The organism is Halorussus caseinilyticus (genome assembly GCF_029338395.1).
Taxonomy (GTDB): domain Archaea; phylum Halobacteriota; class Halobacteria; order Halobacteriales; family Haladaptataceae; genus Halorussus; species Halorussus caseinilyticus.
Map to the genome: position 1 here is coordinate 604,646 of NZ_CP119809.1, position 17,054 is coordinate 621,699.

The 17,054-nt window shown below is 64.8% G+C and carries 17 protein-coding genes; 13 read left to right on the plus strand and 4 right to left on the minus strand.

Going from position 1 to position 17,054, the window contains the following annotated elements; all coding sequences use genetic code 11:
- Positions 1-37: 37 nt before the first annotated feature.
- Genes mbhE through mnhG form a run of 7 tightly spaced genes read left to right on the plus strand, consistent with a single transcriptional unit; the run spans position 38 to position 6,060 of the window.
- Positions 38-2,416, plus strand: a complete 2,379-nt coding sequence (gene mbhE / locus P2T60_RS03040) for a hydrogen gas-evolving membrane-bound hydrogenase subunit E (protein WP_276281087.1) — start codon at positions 38-40, stop codon at positions 2,414-2,416.
- A complete protein-coding gene (locus P2T60_RS03045) occupies positions 2,413-2,877 on the plus strand; it encodes an MnhB domain-containing protein (RefSeq protein WP_276281088.1) in 465 nt (154 codons plus the stop codon). Before mbhE ends, P2T60_RS03045 begins: the two co-directional genes overlap by 4 nt.
- Positions 2,874-3,218 (plus strand): sodium:proton antiporter, encoded by a 345-nt coding sequence (locus P2T60_RS03050; protein WP_276281089.1) that lies wholly within the window; start codon positions 2,874-2,876, stop codon positions 3,216-3,218. Before P2T60_RS03045 ends, P2T60_RS03050 begins: the two co-directional genes overlap by 4 nt.
- Positions 3,215-4,816: a complex I subunit 5 family protein gene (locus tag P2T60_RS03055; RefSeq protein WP_276281090.1), complete on the plus strand. Its 1,602-nt coding sequence runs from the start codon at positions 3,215-3,217 to the stop codon at positions 4,814-4,816. The genes P2T60_RS03050 and P2T60_RS03055 overlap by 4 nt, the downstream gene beginning before the upstream one ends.
- Positions 4,813-5,448: a Na+/H+ antiporter subunit E gene (locus P2T60_RS03060; protein WP_276281091.1), complete on the plus strand. Its 636-nt coding sequence runs from the start codon at positions 4,813-4,815 to the stop codon at positions 5,446-5,448. The genes P2T60_RS03055 and P2T60_RS03060 overlap by 4 nt, the downstream gene beginning before the upstream one ends.
- Positions 5,438-5,725 carry a monovalent cation/H+ antiporter complex subunit F gene (locus P2T60_RS03065; RefSeq protein WP_276281092.1) on the plus strand — a complete coding sequence of 96 codons (288 nt, stop codon included), beginning with the start codon at positions 5,438-5,440 and terminating at the stop codon, positions 5,723-5,725. Before P2T60_RS03060 ends, P2T60_RS03065 begins: the two co-directional genes overlap by 11 nt.
- Positions 5,722-6,060 carry a monovalent cation/H(+) antiporter subunit G gene (gene mnhG / locus P2T60_RS03070; protein WP_276281093.1) on the plus strand — a complete coding sequence of 113 codons (339 nt, stop codon included), beginning with the start codon at positions 5,722-5,724 and terminating at the stop codon, positions 6,058-6,060. The genes P2T60_RS03065 and mnhG overlap by 4 nt, the downstream gene beginning before the upstream one ends.
- 675 nt (positions 6,061-6,735) lie before the next feature.
- Here the strand turns inward: mnhG and coaBC are convergent.
- A complete protein-coding gene (coaBC, locus tag P2T60_RS03075) occupies positions 6,736-7,890 on the minus strand; it encodes a bifunctional phosphopantothenoylcysteine decarboxylase/phosphopantothenate--cysteine ligase CoaBC (RefSeq protein ID WP_276281094.1) in 1,155 nt (384 codons plus the stop codon).
- 209 nt (positions 7,891-8,099) lie between these two features.
- On the opposite strand from coaBC, the gene P2T60_RS03080 reads away from it, so the two are divergent.
- Positions 8,100-8,489: a DUF7344 domain-containing protein gene (locus P2T60_RS03080; RefSeq protein WP_276281095.1), complete on the plus strand. Its 390-nt coding sequence runs from the start codon at positions 8,100-8,102 to the stop codon at positions 8,487-8,489.
- Positions 8,490-8,631: 142 nt separating this feature from the next.
- Here the strand turns inward: P2T60_RS03080 and P2T60_RS03085 are convergent, their stop codons facing one another.
- Positions 8,632-9,120 (minus strand): 50S ribosomal protein L11, encoded by a 489-nt coding sequence (locus P2T60_RS03085; protein WP_276281096.1) that lies wholly within the window; start codon positions 9,118-9,120, stop codon positions 8,632-8,634.
- 120 nt (positions 9,121-9,240) lie between these two features.
- Here P2T60_RS03085 and P2T60_RS03090 point away from each other — a divergent pair, with 120 nt between their 5' ends.
- The 5 genes from P2T60_RS03090 (at position 9,241) to artA (ending at position 15,291) form a co-directional block, all read left to right on the plus strand.
- Positions 9,241-10,350, plus strand: coding sequence for an OBG GTPase family GTP-binding protein (locus P2T60_RS03090; RefSeq protein WP_276281097.1), 1,110 nt, complete (start codon positions 9,241-9,243; stop codon positions 10,348-10,350).
- The gene (locus P2T60_RS03095) at positions 10,350-10,784 is read left to right on the plus strand and encodes a TIGR04206 family protein (RefSeq protein ID WP_276281098.1); all 435 of its coding nucleotides are present in this window, start codon (positions 10,350-10,352) and stop codon (positions 10,782-10,784) included. The genes P2T60_RS03090 and P2T60_RS03095 overlap by 1 nt, the downstream gene beginning before the upstream one ends.
- A gap of 132 nt (positions 10,785-10,916) precedes the next feature.
- Positions 10,917-11,678 (plus strand): VOC family protein, encoded by a 762-nt coding sequence (locus tag P2T60_RS03100; RefSeq protein WP_276281099.1) that lies wholly within the window; start codon positions 10,917-10,919, stop codon positions 11,676-11,678.
- A 439-nt stretch (positions 11,679-12,117) separates the two neighbouring features.
- Positions 12,118-14,181 (plus strand): DUF7827 domain-containing protein, encoded by a 2,064-nt coding sequence (locus P2T60_RS03105; RefSeq protein ID WP_420028693.1) that lies wholly within the window; start codon positions 12,118-12,120, stop codon positions 14,179-14,181.
- Between the two features lie 183 nt (positions 14,182-14,364).
- Positions 14,365-15,291, plus strand: a complete 927-nt coding sequence (gene artA, locus P2T60_RS03110) for an archaeosortase A (protein ID WP_276281101.1) — start codon at positions 14,365-14,367, stop codon at positions 15,289-15,291.
- A gap of 91 nt (positions 15,292-15,382) precedes the next feature.
- On the opposite strand, the gene dph5 is transcribed toward artA, so the two are convergent.
- Positions 15,383-16,156 carry a diphthine synthase gene (gene dph5 / locus P2T60_RS03115; RefSeq protein WP_276281102.1) on the minus strand — a complete coding sequence of 258 codons (774 nt, stop codon included), beginning with the start codon at positions 16,154-16,156 and terminating at the stop codon, positions 15,383-15,385.
- 85 nt (positions 16,157-16,241) lie between these two features.
- Complete coding sequence (locus P2T60_RS03120) at positions 16,242-16,853, minus strand: hypothetical protein (protein ID WP_276281103.1); 612 nt, start codon at positions 16,851-16,853, stop codon at positions 16,242-16,244.
- Between the last annotated feature and the right edge of the window lie 201 nt (positions 16,854-17,054).

A 17,054-nucleotide genomic window follows, 5' to 3' on the forward strand; every position in this document is an offset into this window, starting at 1 on the left:
GAGAACTGTTAAGTCCGGTCCGGGGCGAGAATCGCACGTGCAACCGACACCGGACCCGACAGCGTCGGCGGTACTCGCCGTCGTGTTCCTGCCGTTCGTGGCCGCAGGACTGGTGCCCCTCGTCTACCGCGCACTGGGCGAGCGCACCGCCTACTATGCGGCCGCGGTCGCACTGGCCTGTTTCGGACTCGTGGCCAGTCAGTACGGCACGCACGGTACGGTCTCGCTCCCGTGGATACGCTCGCTCGGGGTATCGCTGAGTTTCTACGTCGATGGCCTCTCGTTGCTGGTGGGCTTCCTCGCCAGCGGCGTCGGCGTCCTCATCCTCACGTACTCCGGCGGCTACATGCACGGCGAACCCGGCCAAGCGAAGTACTACGCCGCGCTGTTAGCGTTCATGGGGTCGATGCTCGGCGTCGCGTTCGCCGCCGACCTCGTGGCACTGTTCGTCTTCTGGGAGTTGACCAGCCTCTCGTCGTTCGTCCTCATCGGTCACTACCAGCGACAGAAGAGTTCCCAGTACGCCGCCCGCAAGTCGATGCTCATCACCGTCTCGGGCGGCCTGTTCATGCTCGTGGGCTTCCTCCTGCTCCACGCGGTCACGGGCGAGTTCAGCATCGTCTACATGCTCGAAAACCCCGAACTGGTTCAGGAACAGCTCCGCGCGGAAGGGCTGTTCCTGCCGGTCCTCGGACTCGTCGCGGTCGGCGCGGCCGCCAAGTCAGCGCAGGTTCCGCTCCACATCTGGCTTCCGAACGCGATGGAAGCCCCCACGCCGGTCTCGGCGTTCCTCCACTCCGCGACGATGGTGAAGGCGGGCGTCTACCTCCTCGGCCGACTCCGCCCGGTGTTCGTCAGCGACGAGTGGCAACTGCTGTTCGCGGTCCTCGGCCTGACGACGATGACCGTCGCCGCAATCTTGGCGGTCGGCGCGACCGACATCAAGGAACTGCTCGCGTACTCGACCGCGAGTCACCTCGGACTCATCGTGGCCGGGTTCGGGTTCGCCTCCGAACTCGGCGGCGAGACCGGAGCCTTCCACATCATCAACCACGCGGCGTTCAAGGCCGCGCTGTTCCTCGTGGCCGGAATCGTCGCCCACGAAGCCGGAACCCGGAAGATAGAGAACTTGGGCGGGCTGAAAGACGACCTGCCAATCACCGCGGCTATCGCGGCAGTCGCCTCGCTCGGGATGGCGGGCGTCCCGCCGTTCAACGGCTTCTACTCGAAGGAACTCCTATTCGAGGCCGCGTGGGAGGCCGCGGCGCACGCGGGCGGTCTCGCGTGGGTCTACCCCGCAGTCGCGGTGTTCGGGAGCGTGTTCACGTTCCTCTACTCCATCCGGTTCCTGATGCTGTTCTTCGGCGACAAGCCCACGGGTCTCCACAAGGTCCACTCCCCGCCGAAGGCGATGCTCGCGCCGCCGCTCCTGCTCGGCGTCGTCGCGGGCCTCATCAGCGTCGGCGGCGTCCTCGGCACCTTCGGCGTCCACTTCGAACCGTTCGACCACTTCGTGACCGAGGTGTGGGCCAGCACGCTCCCGCCGGAGGCCGACCTCCACGGTGGCTTCAGCTACTACTTCCCCGACCACATCACGCCCGCCGTGGCGATGAGTACGGTGACGCTCGTGGTCGGTGCGGCGGCCTACCCCTTCTACGGTCGGCTTCACCGCGGCGTCAACCGCCTGACCGACGTGAACCAACTCCGCGCCAACTGGTACTACGACTCGCTCGTCTTCGGCGCGAACGACTGGAGTGACACCGCGGCCGCTCGGGTCCAGAACGGACTCCTCCGGACGTACGCGACGTGGGCGATGGCGTCGGTCGCGGCGCTCGCGCTCGCCGGATACGCCGCCGCGAACGTTTCGCTCCCCGGCTTCGCGCTCTCGAACGTCTCGGTCACGCTCCCCATCGCGCTCGTGTTGGGCGTCGCAATCGTCGGTGCGGTCGCGGTGTCCATCGCGCCCTCGCACATCTCGGGCGTGCTGACCCTCTCGATTCTGGGCTTCATGGTCGCGGTGTTCTACGTCCTCGCGGACGCGCCCGACCTCGCGCTGACACAGTTGGTCGTCGAGACGCTGACGCTGGTCATCTTTCTGCTCGTTCTCGACAAACTCCCGGCGTTCTACGGGAACGCGGGCAGGGGGAAGATGATTCGGGACGGCGCGCTCTCGGTGGTCGTCGGGGCGACCGTGTTCGTGACCGTGCTGGTCTCGACTGCGGCCTCGCCCGCCGACGGTATCGCCCACTACTTCGTGGAGACTGCCGTCCCCGAGGGCGGCGGCGGCAACGTCGTCAACGTCATCCTCGTGGACTTCCGAGCGTTCGACACGTTGGGCGAGATTTCGGTCGTCGCCATGGCCGCGCTATCGGTGCTGACGCTCGTCGCAATGCGCGAACGAGGTGAGACTCAATGAGTACAGTCATCGCACGAACCGTCACTCGGACAGTGGTACCGATAATCCTCGTGACAGCGGTCGCCCTGCTGTTGCAGGGGCACAACCTCCCCGGCGGCGGCTTCATCGGCGGGGTGTTGACCGTGACCGCGTTCGCCCTGATTTACATCATCTACGGGCTGGACTACCTCGAAGAGGAGTTGCTACACCAGAACCGCGAGGTACTCATCGAGTCCATCCAGCACGGAATCGTGGGGAACTACCAACTCGCCTTCGGACTCGGATTGGCGACTGCCGCGATTGCAGGGCTGGTTCCCGTCCTGTTCGGGTGGAACTTCCTCTACCAGACGTTCTGGGTCCTCCACCACGTCCCAATCTACGGCGAACTCCACGTCGCGAGTGCCCTCGCCTTCGACCTCGGCGTCTACTTCGTCGTGGTCGGGGCGCTTCTGACGATTCTCGCGGTGGTGGGAACCGAATGACCCAGTTCGTCCTCGCCGCCGTCCTCGGCACGCTGTTCGCGCTCGGGACCTTCCTCGTCCTGCGCCGGGACGTGGTTCGGGTCGTCTGGGGTGTCACCATTATCAGCCAGTCGGCGAACGTCTACCTCGTGACGATGGGCGGTCTCTCCGGCGGCGTTCCCGTCCTCGGACACGGCGGACACGGCGGCGGTCACGCCGTCACGGACCCGCTGGTGCAGGCGCTCGTGTTGACCGCCATCGTCATCGGATTCGGGACGACGGCGTTCGCGCTCGTGCTGACCTATCGGGTGTATCAGGAACACGGAACCATCGACCTACTCGAACTGGGTGAGAAAGCGTGAGCGAACAGTTCGTCGTCGCGCCGCTGTTGGTGGCGCTCGTCACGGCGATAGCGACCCTGCTGACCCGGCGGTTCGGCCGGGTGCAGGTGACGCTGAGTCTGCTCGGCGGCGTCGGCTACCTCGGCGCGGTCGCGTGGCTCGTCTCGAAGGTGGACCCCCTCGGAGCGACCGAGGTGTTCAGCTACCAGCTCTCGGGGTGGCAGGCCCCGTTCGGCATCACGCTGGTCGCCGACTCGCTGTCGGCGTTCATGCTCGCGTTCTCGGCGGTCATCGCGCTCGCCGCGCTGGTGTTCTCGGCGGCGTACGTCGATAGCTTCGGCCAGCGCGTCTCCTACCACCCGCTGTATCACTTCATGATGGTCGGGGTCACGGGGTCGTTCCTCACCGGCGACATCTTCAACCTCTTCGTCTGGTTCGAGGTGATGCTGATGTCGAGTTACGTCCTCGTCGTGTTCTACAGCGGGCCGGAACACACCCGCGCGGCGCTTCAGTACGTCGTGTTGAATCTGGTCGGGAGCGCGGTCATGCTGTTGGCAATCGGCGGTCTTTACTCGACCACCGGGACGCTCAACATGGCCGACCTCTCCCGGCGGGTGGCCGACCCCGCGGCCTACGGCGACTTCGCCATCGCGCCGGTCCTCGGCCTGTCGGCGTTGCTGTTCGCGGTGTTCGCGCTCAAGGCCGGACTCGCGCCGTTCCAGTTCTGGGTGCCCGCGGCCTACCGCGCCGCACCCGCACCCGTCTCGGCGATGCTCGCGGGCGTCGTCAAGAAGGTCGGCGTCTACGCCATCATCCGGGTGTACTTCACGGTGTTCAGCGCGGCGGCGCTGGGCGACCTCTCGTTCCCCGGTCTGTCGGTTCCGGACGGAGGGAGCGCACTGCTGGCGTTCTACGGGCCGATTCTGTTCGCCATGGCCGGAGCGAGCATCATCGTCGGCGGCGTCGGTGCGGTCGGCCGCGACGACATCGACGGCCTGCTGGCGTACTCCTCCATCGGACAGGTCGGGTTCATTATCCTACCGCTGGCGATTGCCGCGACTGCGACCGACGAGTCGGTCCGCGTCCTCGGAGTCGCGGCGGCGCTGGTCTACGCCCTGAACCACGGCTTCGCCAAGGGACTGCTGTTCATGGCCAGCGGCGCGGTGTACGACGCTGTGGGAACCGAGCAGTTCCCCGACCTCGGCGGTCTCTCCGAGACCGCACCGTGGCTCTCGGGCGGCTTCTTCGTGGGCGCGTTGGCGCTCATCGGCATCCCGCCGCTGTCGGGCTTCTTCGGCAAGATGCTCGTCTTCGACGTGGCGGGCCGCGTGGAGTCGACCCTCGCGCTGGCGATTGCGCTGTTCGGCGCAATCCTGACAATCGCGTACTTCTCGCGGGCGTGGAACCGCGGGTTCTGGGGCGAACCCTCGCTACTGGTCGAACACAGCGAGACCAAGTTCACGCTGGTCGCCGTCGTGGTCGCGCTCGCGCTCTCCATCGCGGTCCTCGGGGTCGGCTTCGACGTAGTGATGCGGGCCGCGGAAGCCGGTGCGCAGGCCGCGCTGGACCGCCAAGCCTACGTGGAGGCCGTCCTCGGTAGCGGAGGTGGTCACGCGTGAACACCCGCAAGTGGCCGGTCGTCGGCGTCCTGCTGGCGGTGCTGTGGCTGTTCGTCCGCGGGGTCGCGCTGGACCCGGCGGCCATCCTCGGCGAGTTCCTCATCGGACTCGCGTTGGGCCTGCCCGTCGCGTTCGCTTTCCGGCGGTTCTACACCGAGCAGACCGCGCTCGGGCGGAACCTTCGGGCGCTCCCCTACGCGGTGGTATACGTCGGAGTGTTCCTCAAGGAACTGCTGACCGCGAACGTGGACGTTGCCTACCGCGTTCTCGCGCCGAGCATGCCTATCGAACCCGACGTGGTGGTCGTTCCGCTCCGCGTCGAGACGGACGCGGCCATCACCACGATTGCCAACTCCATCACGCTGACGCCCGGAACGCTCACCATGGACTACGACGACGAGACCAACACGCTGTACGTTCACGGAATCACCGGTCGGAACCGCGAGGCCGTAGTCGAACCCATCCGGACGTGGGAGGACTACGCGCTGGTCATCTTCGACGAGGAGCGAAAGCCCGGCGACCCCGTGCCGGAGGTGCCGGTCCCCGGCCGCGGCGGACGCGCGGACGGCGGCCCGGAAGCCGGGCGCGACGACTCCGAGCGGTCGGCGGGAGGTGAGTCGGATGGCGAGTGACCCCGCGTTGCTCGGAACGGTCGTGGACGCCGCGTTAGTCCTCGCGGCGGCGCTCACCCTGTTCGCGGGCTACCGGGTCATCGAGGGACCGACGGTCCCCGACAGGGTGGTGGCGCTCGACACCATCGCCACGAACGTCGTCGCAATGGCGGCGCTGTTCGCGCTCTCGACCGGCGAAGGCCTGTTCGTCACGGTGAGCCTCGTCCTCGCCATCATCGGGTTCATCAGCACTATCGCGGTCAGTCAGTACGTAATCGAGGGTGACATCATCGAATGAACGTGATTCAACAGTTCGTCGTCGCGGCGCTCGTCGTCGTCGGGAGTTTCTTCCTTCTGGTCGGCACGGTCGGCCTGATTCGGTTCCCCGACGTGTACAACCGGATGCACGCAAGCAGTAAGGCGGCCACGCTGGGAGCCTCGTCCATCCTCTTGGCGGGGTTCGCCTACTACGGTCCGCAGGGCGCGGGCCTGACCTCGCTGGTCGGCATCGTCTTCCTGTTCCTGACCGCGCCGACGGGCGCGCACCTCATCTCCCGGTCGGCACAGAAGATGGGCGTGCCGTTCTTCGGACAGGACGCCGACTGGCCCGAGGAGGAGTCGGGGTCGGACTGAGGCGCGGTCGGATTCCCGATAGCAATCTTCTGGTTGCTTTTGGTGCTATTTTGATTGGGTAGGGAATTATTCGTACTTGTCTCGGAACGGAATTTGTTGCTCTTCGAGGGTCGTCGGGAGTCACGGATTTCGAGCGTCTGGACGCGAAGAGAGAACGACGACGCTACTTCAGGCTTGAACCGATGAAGACCGCGACCGCACAGCACCGCTACCGCATGGCGACTGCGAGCGACGATACTCGGTCGAGAAGAGCTAGCTTCAGGCTTGAACCGATGAGGACCGCGACCGCACAGCACCGCGACTACGAGTAACGATACTCGGTCGAGAAGAGCTAGCTTCAGGCTTGAACCGATGAAGACCGCGACCGCACAGCACCGCGACCGCACCGCGACCGCACCGCTACCGCACCTCGTCCTCCCCAACCGACTGCGCGTCTCGCTCCCTTCGGTCACTCGATGCTCGTCCACCGTCGGAAGCGAGTTCCGACGAGCCTTCGGTCGCTCGTTCGCGGTTGCACCGCTCTCAGTCGCGGCGCAGAGCGCCGCGCACCGCTCCCGAAGACCTCGCGCGACGATGGCGCGGCACGGAGGCCGCGCCAGCGCGCGCCGGGTCGAACGACGGTCGGTCAGTCGTTTCGAGACCCCGAAGACCGACGAGCGGGACCGAAAAGCGCCGTCACAACTCCGCGGCCAACTGCTCGGCCACCTGCCACCCCAACTCGGCTTTCGTCCCCTCGTACTCCCGCGCGCTGTTCTCGCGGACGAACAGCGTCCGAGTCCGGTCGTCGCCCATCACGCTGGCGTCGTTGGCGACGACGAACGAGAGGGCCGCCCGGCGAAGCGTCTCGCGGGCCTCGGCGACCATCTTCTCGTCGTCGCCGGAAGTCTCAGCCTTGAACCCGACGACGGGCACGTCGCTGGCGTCCCGAACCGCGTCGATGAGTTTCGGCGTCGGGGTCAGGTCGAGCGTGAGGTCCTGACCCGACCGAATCTTCTCGTCGGCGGTCTCGACGGTGTAGTCGCTGATGGCCGCCGCGGAGACCAGCGCGTCCGCCGCTCCGCCCTCCACCCGGTCGAGGACCGCTTCGGTCATCTCCGCGGCCGTTTCGACCTGCGCGACTTCCGCGTAGGGCGCGTCGTCGCCGTCGTGGACCAGCGTCACGTCCGCGCCGAGCGCGTAGCACGCGCGGGCGACCGCACGGCCGGTCTTGCCCGACGCGCGGTTGGTCAGCACGCGCACCGGGTCGATGGGTTCGCTGGTCGCGCCGCTGGTGACGACGACGTTCGCGCCCTCGAAGCGGTCGGGCGCGGTGGCGCGCGCGACTTCCAGCGCGATGGCGTCCTCGGTGGCGATTTTCGCCTTCCCCTCCTCGATTCGGGGGTCCACGAACTCGACGCCCCACGACTCTACCCTGTCGATGGCCTCCAAGACGCCGGGGTGGTCGTACATCGGCTCGTGCATCGCGGGCGCGACGACGACCGGGACGCCCGCGCCGAGCGCAGTCGTCGCGCACGTCGTGACCGGCGTGTCGTCGATTGCCCCCGCGATTTTGCCGACCGTGTTCGCGGTGGCCGGTGCAATCAGAAGTACGTCGGCCCACCCCTCGCGGCCGCACAACTCGACGTGTTCGACCTGCCCGGTAATCTCGGAGACGACCGGGTTGTCGGTGGCGAACTCGACCGCCCACGGGTGGACGATACCGCGGGCGCTGTCGGTCGTGACCGCCCGGACCGACGCGCCCCTGCGCCGGAGTTCGTGCGCCAACTCGACTACCTTCACCGCCGCGATGCTACCCGTAATCCCGAGCGCGACGTTGACACCCGTGAGCATTCACTCGTCTCTCGGTCCCCGATAGAGTAAAGAGGTACGGGTTACGCTCGGACGAGTTCGGGCGGTATAGTCCGATGCGGATTCGCCCCACCGCTCTTTAAAAGAAGACAATATGACATTGAAACAGTTGCAACGGTCGGAACGAGTTCGTTGCAATCGTTGGGAGCGACGGACCGGTTAATGTACCCTTGGCACCACGAGATTGTTGTATGACGTACCAGCCCGAAAACGAGACCGTCGACGACGTAAGTGCGGCTTTCGACCTCCTACGGGACGCCCGACGCCGCGGCGTACTCTACGCCCTGAAGCGCAACGGCCGAACCTCCGTCGAGGAACTCGCCCGTCGCATCGCCGCGTGGCAGTCCGAGGACCGCGACGAGGTGAACCCCGAGACCGTCGAACTGTCGTTGATTCACTCACACCTGCCGAAACTCCGCGAGGCCGACGCCGTGGAGTACGACCTCGAGAGCGCCACGGTGGAACTCGCGGGCCGCGGCGACGAACTCGACCCCCTCTTGGAGTGTACCCGCGAGCGCGAACCCGAGTTGTTCTACGCCGCCCGAACCCCGAACGTCCGGCGTCCCGAAGTCAGCCAGTAGTCGCTCGTGTCGGTCCGACCCCGCGAGGGTGAGGCGGGACTCGTTTTCTTCGTGCGACTCGCTACCGACGTGACCGAACCGTCCGCCGAGAGCGATAGCTCCGGCTAGAGACGTAATCGAAAGCAGGAACGAAAGAACCGGGTTACGCCGACGCTTCTTCGAGGAGCGCGTCGTCGTACTCGCCAGCGTCCACCTTCTCCTTGAACTCGCGGGCGTCGTCGCCCTCGATGGTGACGCCGAGCGACGCGCAGGTGCCGACGATTTCCTTCGCGGCGTTCTTCGTGTCGTAGGCGAGCAGGTCCGGGTGTTTCTGCTCGGCAATCTTCTTCACTTGGTCGATGGAGAGGTCCGCGACGAAATCCTTCTGGGGTTCGCCGCTTCCGGTCTCGAAACCGGCCTCGTCCTTGATGAGCGCCGCCGTCGGCGGAACGCCCACTTCGATTTCGAAGCTACCGTCGTCTTCGACGGTGATGGTGACGGGGACTTCGGTCCCGTCGAAAGCCTCGGTCTGGTCGTTAATCTGGTTGACGACCTCCTGTACGTTCACCGGGGTCGGTCCGAGTTCCGGACCGAGCGGCGGACCGGGGTCCGCCTGCCCGCCGGGGACGAGTACTTCTATCGTCTCAGCCATACCTAAACGAACCCCCGCGTCAGTTTTAAGGCTTGCTAAGTCAGTTGTCCGGTCCCGGCCGACCCGCGCGACTGCCCAGAAAGAAAGGGTTTTTCGGCGCGCACGGCCGACTCACTGGTAATGGGACTGGAGGAAGAAATCGAGAACCTCCGCGAGGAAATCGCCGAAACGCCGTACAACAAGTCCACGGAGAGCCACATCGGACGGCTGAAAGCGAAACTCGCGGAGAAGAAAGAGAAACTCGAAAACCAGTCCTCCGCCGGTGGCGGCGAAGGATACCACGTCGAGAAGCACGGTGACGCCACCGTCGCGTTCGTCGGCTTCCCGAGCGTCGGGAAATCGACCCTGTTGAACGCGCTGACCGCCGCCGAGAGCGAGACTGGAGACTACGAATTCACGACTCTCGACGTGAACCCCGGCATGCTCCAGTACAACGGCGCGAACATCCAACTGCTCGACGTGCCGGGTCTCATCGAGGGCGCGGCCCACGGGCGCGGCGGCGGCCAAGAGGTTCTGTCGGTCGTCCGCGCGGCCGACCTCGTGGTGTTCGTCCTCTCGGTGTTCGACATCGACCAGTACGACCGACTCCGGAAGGAACTCTACGAGAACAAGATTCGTCTCGACCGAGAGCCACCGAGCGTCAAGATTTCCAAGAAGGGCAAGGGCGGCATCCGGGTCACGTCGAGTGTGGACCTCGAACTCTCCGAGGACGTGGTGAAAGAGGTCATCCGGGAACACGGCTACGTCAACGCCGACGTGACCATCCGCGAGCAGTTGGACGTTGACCGCCTCGTGGACGGCGTGATGGACAACCGCGAGTACATCCCCTCCATCGTGACCGTCAACAAGGTAGACCTCATCGAACCCGACTACGTGGAGACGGTCAACCGGAACCTCCGCGAGCGCGACATCGACCCCGACGAGGCAATCTTCATCTCGGCGGAGGCCGAGAGGGGACTCGACTCGCTCAAACAGACCATCTGGGAGGAACTCGGCCTGATGCGCATCTACATGGACAAACCCGGCCGCGGCGTGGACCGCGAGGAACCGCTGGTTCTGGAGCGGGGTTCGACCGTCGGCGACGCCGCCCGGAAACTCGGCGGGGAACTCGAAGACCGCTTCCGGTTCGCCCGCGTGAGCGGTCCGAGCGCCAAACACGACGAGCAACAGGTCGGCAAGGAACACGAACTCGCCGACGAGGACGTTCTCCGACTCGTCGTCCGGAAGTGATGGACCGGCCGACTTCCCCGCGGCGACTGCTCGCACTGCTCGCGCTTTTTCTCGCGCCGTGGACTGTCCTCTCGACCGGCGATTTGGTCTTCGCGTGGGGACTGGCGACGCTCGACCCGTTTCACGTCACGACGCTGACCGACTACCTCTTCGTCTACACCCGCGGGCTACCGAACCGACTGCTCGCGTGGCCGGTCGCAGTCGTCCTCTACCTGCTCGCCGTCGGCAACGCCGCCCTCGGGTGGTTCGCTCCCGACTCGGAGGACCGGCGAGTCACCGGGGGTCTGCTCGCGCTGGCGGGTGCGAGCAACTTCTGGTTCGCGTTCGGGTTGGCACGCCCCGGACTGCTAGCGGTTCCGGTCGGGTCGGTCCTGCTCTGGACCGCGGCGTGGTGGTTCCACTGGCCGGACCTGCGGCGCGCGCTGTGGCGGTAATTCTTCCCGTGTACGCACGGGCGCGGCGCACTCGTGCACCGCGCCATCGCGGGGCATCGTCGCATCTCGCCGGGCACGGCGTTTCCGCGAACGGTAGCCTTAACGCGTCGGAAACGCCTACTTCGAACCGTCATGAACGCCACGCTCGACCACGTGATGATGCGCGTAGCGGACTTGGACGAGAGCCTCGACTGGTACGGAAATCACCTCGGCTACGAGGAGAAGGGTCGCTGGGAGGCCGACACCTTCACGAACGTCTACCTCGGTCCCGAGGACGTACACGAGGAGGGCGCGGTCCTCGAACTCACCTACAACCACGACGACCGGACCTACGAGATGGGCGACGCGTGGGGCCACATCGCCGTGCGCGTCGAGGACGTGTACGACGCCTACGACCAGTTGATGGATGAGGGGTGCGAGGACTACCGAGACCCCGATTCCTGCGGCGGTTCCTACGCCTTCGTGAAGGACCCCGACGGCCACGAAGTCGAAATCGTGGAGCGAGATTACGGCGCGCGCTGGAGTCTCGACCACACCATGATTCGCGTCGAGGACGCCGACGAAGCCCTCGGGTGGTACACTCGGAAACTGGAGTACGAACACACCGGCCGGTGGGAGTCCGACACCTTCGCAAACTACTTCGTGAAACCCGAGGGCGCGCCGGACGAGGCGATGGCCGTCGAACTCACCTACAACTACGACGGCCGGACGTACACGATGGGCGACGCGTGGGGCCACCTCGCGGTCCGCGCCGACGACCTGCAAGACGACTGGGAGACGCTGATGGAACGAGACGCGGAAGACTACCGCGACCCCGAGTCCTGTGACAACCGCTACGCCTTCACCAAGGACGTAGACGGCCACGAAATCGAAGTCATCGAACGCGACGAGTAGGGCAAGTCAGCGGTTTTTCATCGACGTTTTGCAAGCGAGCGACCAGCGAGCGAGCGCCGGAAAAGGTCGTGTCGAGTGCGAGAGCTAAGCGACCGGAAAGAAAATTCCGTTGACTAATTCTTCGCCGAGTAAAGATGTTAGAATGGGCGGGCCGTAGGCGGAACAGACGGCGGAAACGCCGCGTTTCTTTATAAGGTATTCTCGGATTACCGAAGCGATTCGACGCCGTAGAACCGGTACTCAGCGGCGCTCGCGGGCGTGTGAAGGGTTGACGAGCCACGCCACAGACCACAAAGCACTTATAACCACGGCTTAACCTTTCATCCGTACCCCTACCCATGGTGGCAGTAGCGAGTACCACGGCCCTCACCCGGTTCGTCCGGGTTCCCCCGACGGGCACAGGAAAGGTGCTGTCGCCGACCGAATAAACAAACTAAACATGACAACGACAACAGACAAACTTCGCGGCGTACTCCTTGCTGCGATGCTGGTAATGTCGGTTTTCGCCGGCACCGTCGCCTTCGCGGGCGCGGCCACAGCGCAGGCAGGAAACGTCGAGATGGGCAAAGCGACTTCGCTAGACGCGGGCCAGAGTTACTGGGCCGGTCAGACCGTCTTCAACGACTCCGCACTGAGTAGTTCCGCAACTGTGCAGATTATGCATGCCAACGGTGAACTGTACGACACCATCACTACCGACAGTGAAGGTGACTTCAAGTTCAGCACCGACGGCATGGAAGGTGGCTTCTACCTCCAAGAGGACGACGGTACGAACCTCAGTGTTGGTGGAAGCAACCTCTCCTTCACGGTTCGTGACCAGGACCTGAGCGCGTCCTTCGAGGACGGTAGCGTGGACAACGCTCACTCCTCGACGACGAACTTCACCCTCGGTTCCAAGCGCATCGGCTACAACGTCACGCTTACGGCGAGTGGCCTCAGCTCCGAGGAGCTTCAGGGCGTTCTCAACGTTACGTCCAACCGCACCGAGAGCGGCGTTGCCATCGTGAACGTTCAGCAGGAAACGTTCAGCACCAACTTCAACGGCATCTCGGCCGGTAACTACACCTTCGAGGCCGAAGTGAACGACACCGGCGCAACCGCCTCCGCTGACATCAACGTCACCGAGGGTGGCGACGCCATGTCGTCGTTCCAGAGTGGCTCGGTCGTCACCGACGAGCGCGGTGACATTGCCACGTACACCATCAACCTCGAAAACAGCAACATGGCCAACGCCTCCATCGGTAGTCAGGATGTCAACTGGAAGGCTAACTTCACCGTCAACGACAACAACAACGACGGCGAAGTTACCGTTCAGTTCAACAGCTACCAGTCCGGTAGCGCCACTGTCACCGACTTCGTGAGCGCCACGGGCGAAGACAGTGTCGACACCAGCGGTGGCCCGCTCCAGGGCGTCCACACCAACTGGGACGACCAGTCCCCCGACTCGGGTCTCGGTAGCCCCATCGCGGCCGGTCAGTACGAGATGACGACGGGCGTCACGGGTGACGACGACGTTACCCAGCTCGTCCTCAACGAGGGCTCCGTCGACAGCGCCCAGGTCTGGACGCACCCGCGTCAGACCAGCAACCTGCCCGAAGACGTGAGCGCTCTCGTCAGCGGTGTCGTCGAGGGTGACTCCGTCGCCATGCAGGACCTCGCAGTTGTCGAGTTCAGCGCGTCCGGTCTCTACGGCGACGCCAGCCTCGACATGCAGAACCTCAGCACTGCCACGAACGGCAGTGACGTTTACTCGATGAACTTCACGGAGACGAACCCCGGCGCGAACGCCCAGCCCAAGACATTCCAGGGCAACGGCACCCGCGCGGTCTACTTCGACTCCGCGAACAACACCATCTACAGCGTCGTTGACACCAGCAAGAACGGCATCGCCGCTGGTGACGAGTACCGCGCGACGTTCACTGTCCACCAGAACAGTAACGTCACGGACGAGGCTCGCTCGGCCAACGCGACGTTCGCCGTCGAGGACCGCGAACTCTCCTTCACTGGCGTGAACGAGAGCGACGTGCTCCCCGTTGGCGGTAACATCACTGGTGACACCAGCATCGCTGCTGGCTCCGAGTTCCAGGTTCAGGTCAAGTCCGACTCCTTCGTCCGCACCGCGACCGCGACCGTTCAGGACGACGGTACGTTCGTCGCTCCGTTCGACTTCAGCGATGTCGACACGGGCACGGAAGTCACCGTCTCCGCCAAGTCCGGTGACGCTAGCGACGAGGTTAGCGGCGTGATCGTCGAGTCCGCCGACCAGCCGGACGGCAACGAGACGACGACGAACACGACGACGAACGAGACGACCACGACGACTACGACGACCACGACGACCACGACCGAGGAGACCACGACCGAGGAGACCACCGAAGAGGAAACCACGGAAGAGGAAACCACCACGACCGAAAGTGACGGTGGCATCCCCGGCTTCGGTGTCAGTGTGGCTCTCGTCGCACTCGTCGCCGCCGCGCTGCTGGCTCTCCGCCGCAGCAACTAAGCGTAGCTGACTAACCACCGGATTTCTCCGGTTTCCGCTGTTTCCATTTTTCGTACGTTCGACCCCGTAGCGACAGCCGTCGCGTGGGAGAAACGAGGCATTTCCGTACTCCTAAGCAGTGCTTACCGGGACCGGTTGAAGCCGTCAACTCTTTATCTGGGCGGCGCGTTCACTCTGCTAACAGTGACTACGGCGTTGACAGACGGTCTGGCGTGGCTCGCAGTCGGACTGTTCGCCGCCGCCGCCGCACTCGACTGGTACGACGGCGACCACGGACGCGGGCGCGCGCGCTACCTCGCGGCGGGCGCGTGGGTCGTGTTCGGCGTCTTCTGGCTCGCGCTGTTTCCCCACTTCGCGTTCGAACAGAAGAGTTTCATCGAAGGTGCCCTGAGCCTCGTCGCGCTTCCGGCCTGTCTGTACGTCGGCTACCTGCTCTTGCAGGGGCGCGAGACGCTCTTTTTGCTCTCACGGGCCGTCGCGTTCATGGGACTCATCTACATGCCGTTCACGATGATTCCGCCCGCCAAGGAGTGGCTCATCGAGACGGTGGCATGGCAGGGCGAAATCGTCATGCAGTCGCTCGGCTACGAGTTTCAGGTGATTCAGCGCGAGGAGACTATCCGGGGCGCGTACTTCTTCGCCACTGAGAACGACGGCGAGTTCACCATCAACGTCCTGCTGGCCTGCACCGGTCTCGGGAGCATGGCCATCTTCGGCGGACTCATCGCCGCGGTTCGCGCGCCGCTTCGCCGAAAGCTTCGGGCCATCGCCATCGCCATCCCGGTCATCTGGGCGCTGAACCTCGTCCGGGTCGTGTTCATCACCCTCGCGTTCAGCCAGCAGTGGTTGCAGGTGTTCGTGGACCCGACGATGGCGCTGGTGGGTTACGAGAACCCCAACATGGTGTCGTACTTCATCTCCGACCGGGTGTTGGCCCAGAGCCTCTCGGTCGTCGCGCTGGTCGGTATCGCGTGGGCCGTCGCCCGCGAGGTGCCCGAACTCCTGACCGTCGGCGAGGACGTACTCTACATCGTGACCGGCGACGAGTACGACCTCCACGAGGCGGTCGGCACCGAGCGCCCGATTGCGACCGACGGTAAGGGCGAGTAGTTCGGCGGTCGTGAGTCGGTTTTTTGGGGTTCTGAAGTCTGTTCCGAGAGAATAGTTTTGGTCGTCGCTGTCGAAAACGTCGCCTTCGGGATTACTCCACGTCGAGCAGTTCGTCGGGCGCGTCCGCGAGTTCGGCGAGCGCGTCGGCCTCGACGTGGTGCAGGTCGCCCGGCACCACGAGCAAGTGAAGCGGGTCGCCGAAGTCGCGGTCGGCGAGTTCCGAGAGTCGGTCGGCAGTCACGAGTGGGTCGGGACTCCCGGCGCGCGCGACGACGACCGCCAACAGGTCGGGATACTCGTCGGCGAGCAGGTCGGCGGCGTGGTCGGCGGTCATGTACTCGTCGTTCCGGAGCTTGATGTCCAGATAGACCAGCGTGTGCAGACCCCGCTCGCGGTTCTCCTCGATTGCGTCGGTGACGCTGGCGGGGATGCCGTCGGCACCGTGGGCGTAGTCGAACGGGAGCGTCGTCGCCTTGCCGAACCGGTAGTTCTGGAGTCCGGTGAGACCGCTGGCCGCGGACTCGGCGGTCGGGGCGTGGACGACGCGCGTGTCGATGCCCCGCTGTTCGGCTCGGAGTCGGAGGTCCACGTGCGTGGTCGAAATCATCGTGTCGCCCGCGGTGAGGAAGACGGCATCGCCCTCTTCTCCGGCCCGCAAGATGGTTTCGGGGTCCTGTTCGACGCCCGCGCGGTCCCGGACTTGGATTTCGGTGTCGTGGTGGGCTTCGAGGTCCGCGACGTTCGCACCGAGGAGTTTGCTGGTGTAGAACTCGGCGAAGACGCTATCGGCGTCTCGGAGCGCGTCCCGTCCCTCGACGGTTATCGACCGCTCGTCGTAGAGACCGAGACCGACGAATGTGAGCATACCCGGTGTAGGCGTCCGAGGTTGCTATAGCCTTTCGAGTGCGACCGACGACGCTCGCCAAAAAAAGCGGTGTCGGAGTCCGGATTCAGTACTGCTGGCGGCTTCCGCCCTGCTGACCGAACTGTCGAGATTCGGTCTGCTGACCGAACTGCTGACCGGACTGGCCGTGCTGTCCACCCTGTCTCTGGACCGCGTTCAGACCTTGGTCGAGCGTCTGAAGCGACTCACGGAGCTGCTGGACGGCCTCTTGGACTTCGGGCTGTTGGGCGTACTGCTGGAGTTCTTGGACGTTCTGCTGGAACGTCTGTCGCACGGCCTGCCCAATCGGTTGCGCGTACGGTGACTCGCGGACGATGAGTTTCTTCTCGAGGTGTGCGATGTCCTGCATGTCGTCGAGAGCGCGCACCGCCTCGGGCATCTGGCGTTTCGAGACCTTCGTCTTGGCCCACTCCGCGACCGATTCGATTCGGTCGAGGGTCTCGATGGTCTGTTGGACTTCCTGCGGGACGGTCTGGTCGAACTGCTGGCCGATTCGCTGGCCGAGCTGAGACCGTTGCATCTGAGGCTGTCGACCAACCTGAGACTGCTGGCCTACTTGCGACTGCTGGCCCATCTGGTGCTGTTGACCGAACCGCTGTTGGCCGAGTTGCGACTGCTCTTCCTGTCCGTACTGGGGTTGCTGGTACGTTTGTGCCATAGGTAGTCACCGACTCCGCCCGTCGCGGAGCCAACTCCGGCTACGACGATTTCCGTATTGAATGGCGACGCTCGTTCAGTGCCGTTCGGATTCGATTCCCGATGCTTTCCCGCGATACCGGCGAGGGACTTCTCCCTCGCGGCGAATAGCCCCAGACCGTTCAAAACTGTTCACCCCGAGAACACTGAGCCTGTAGAACGA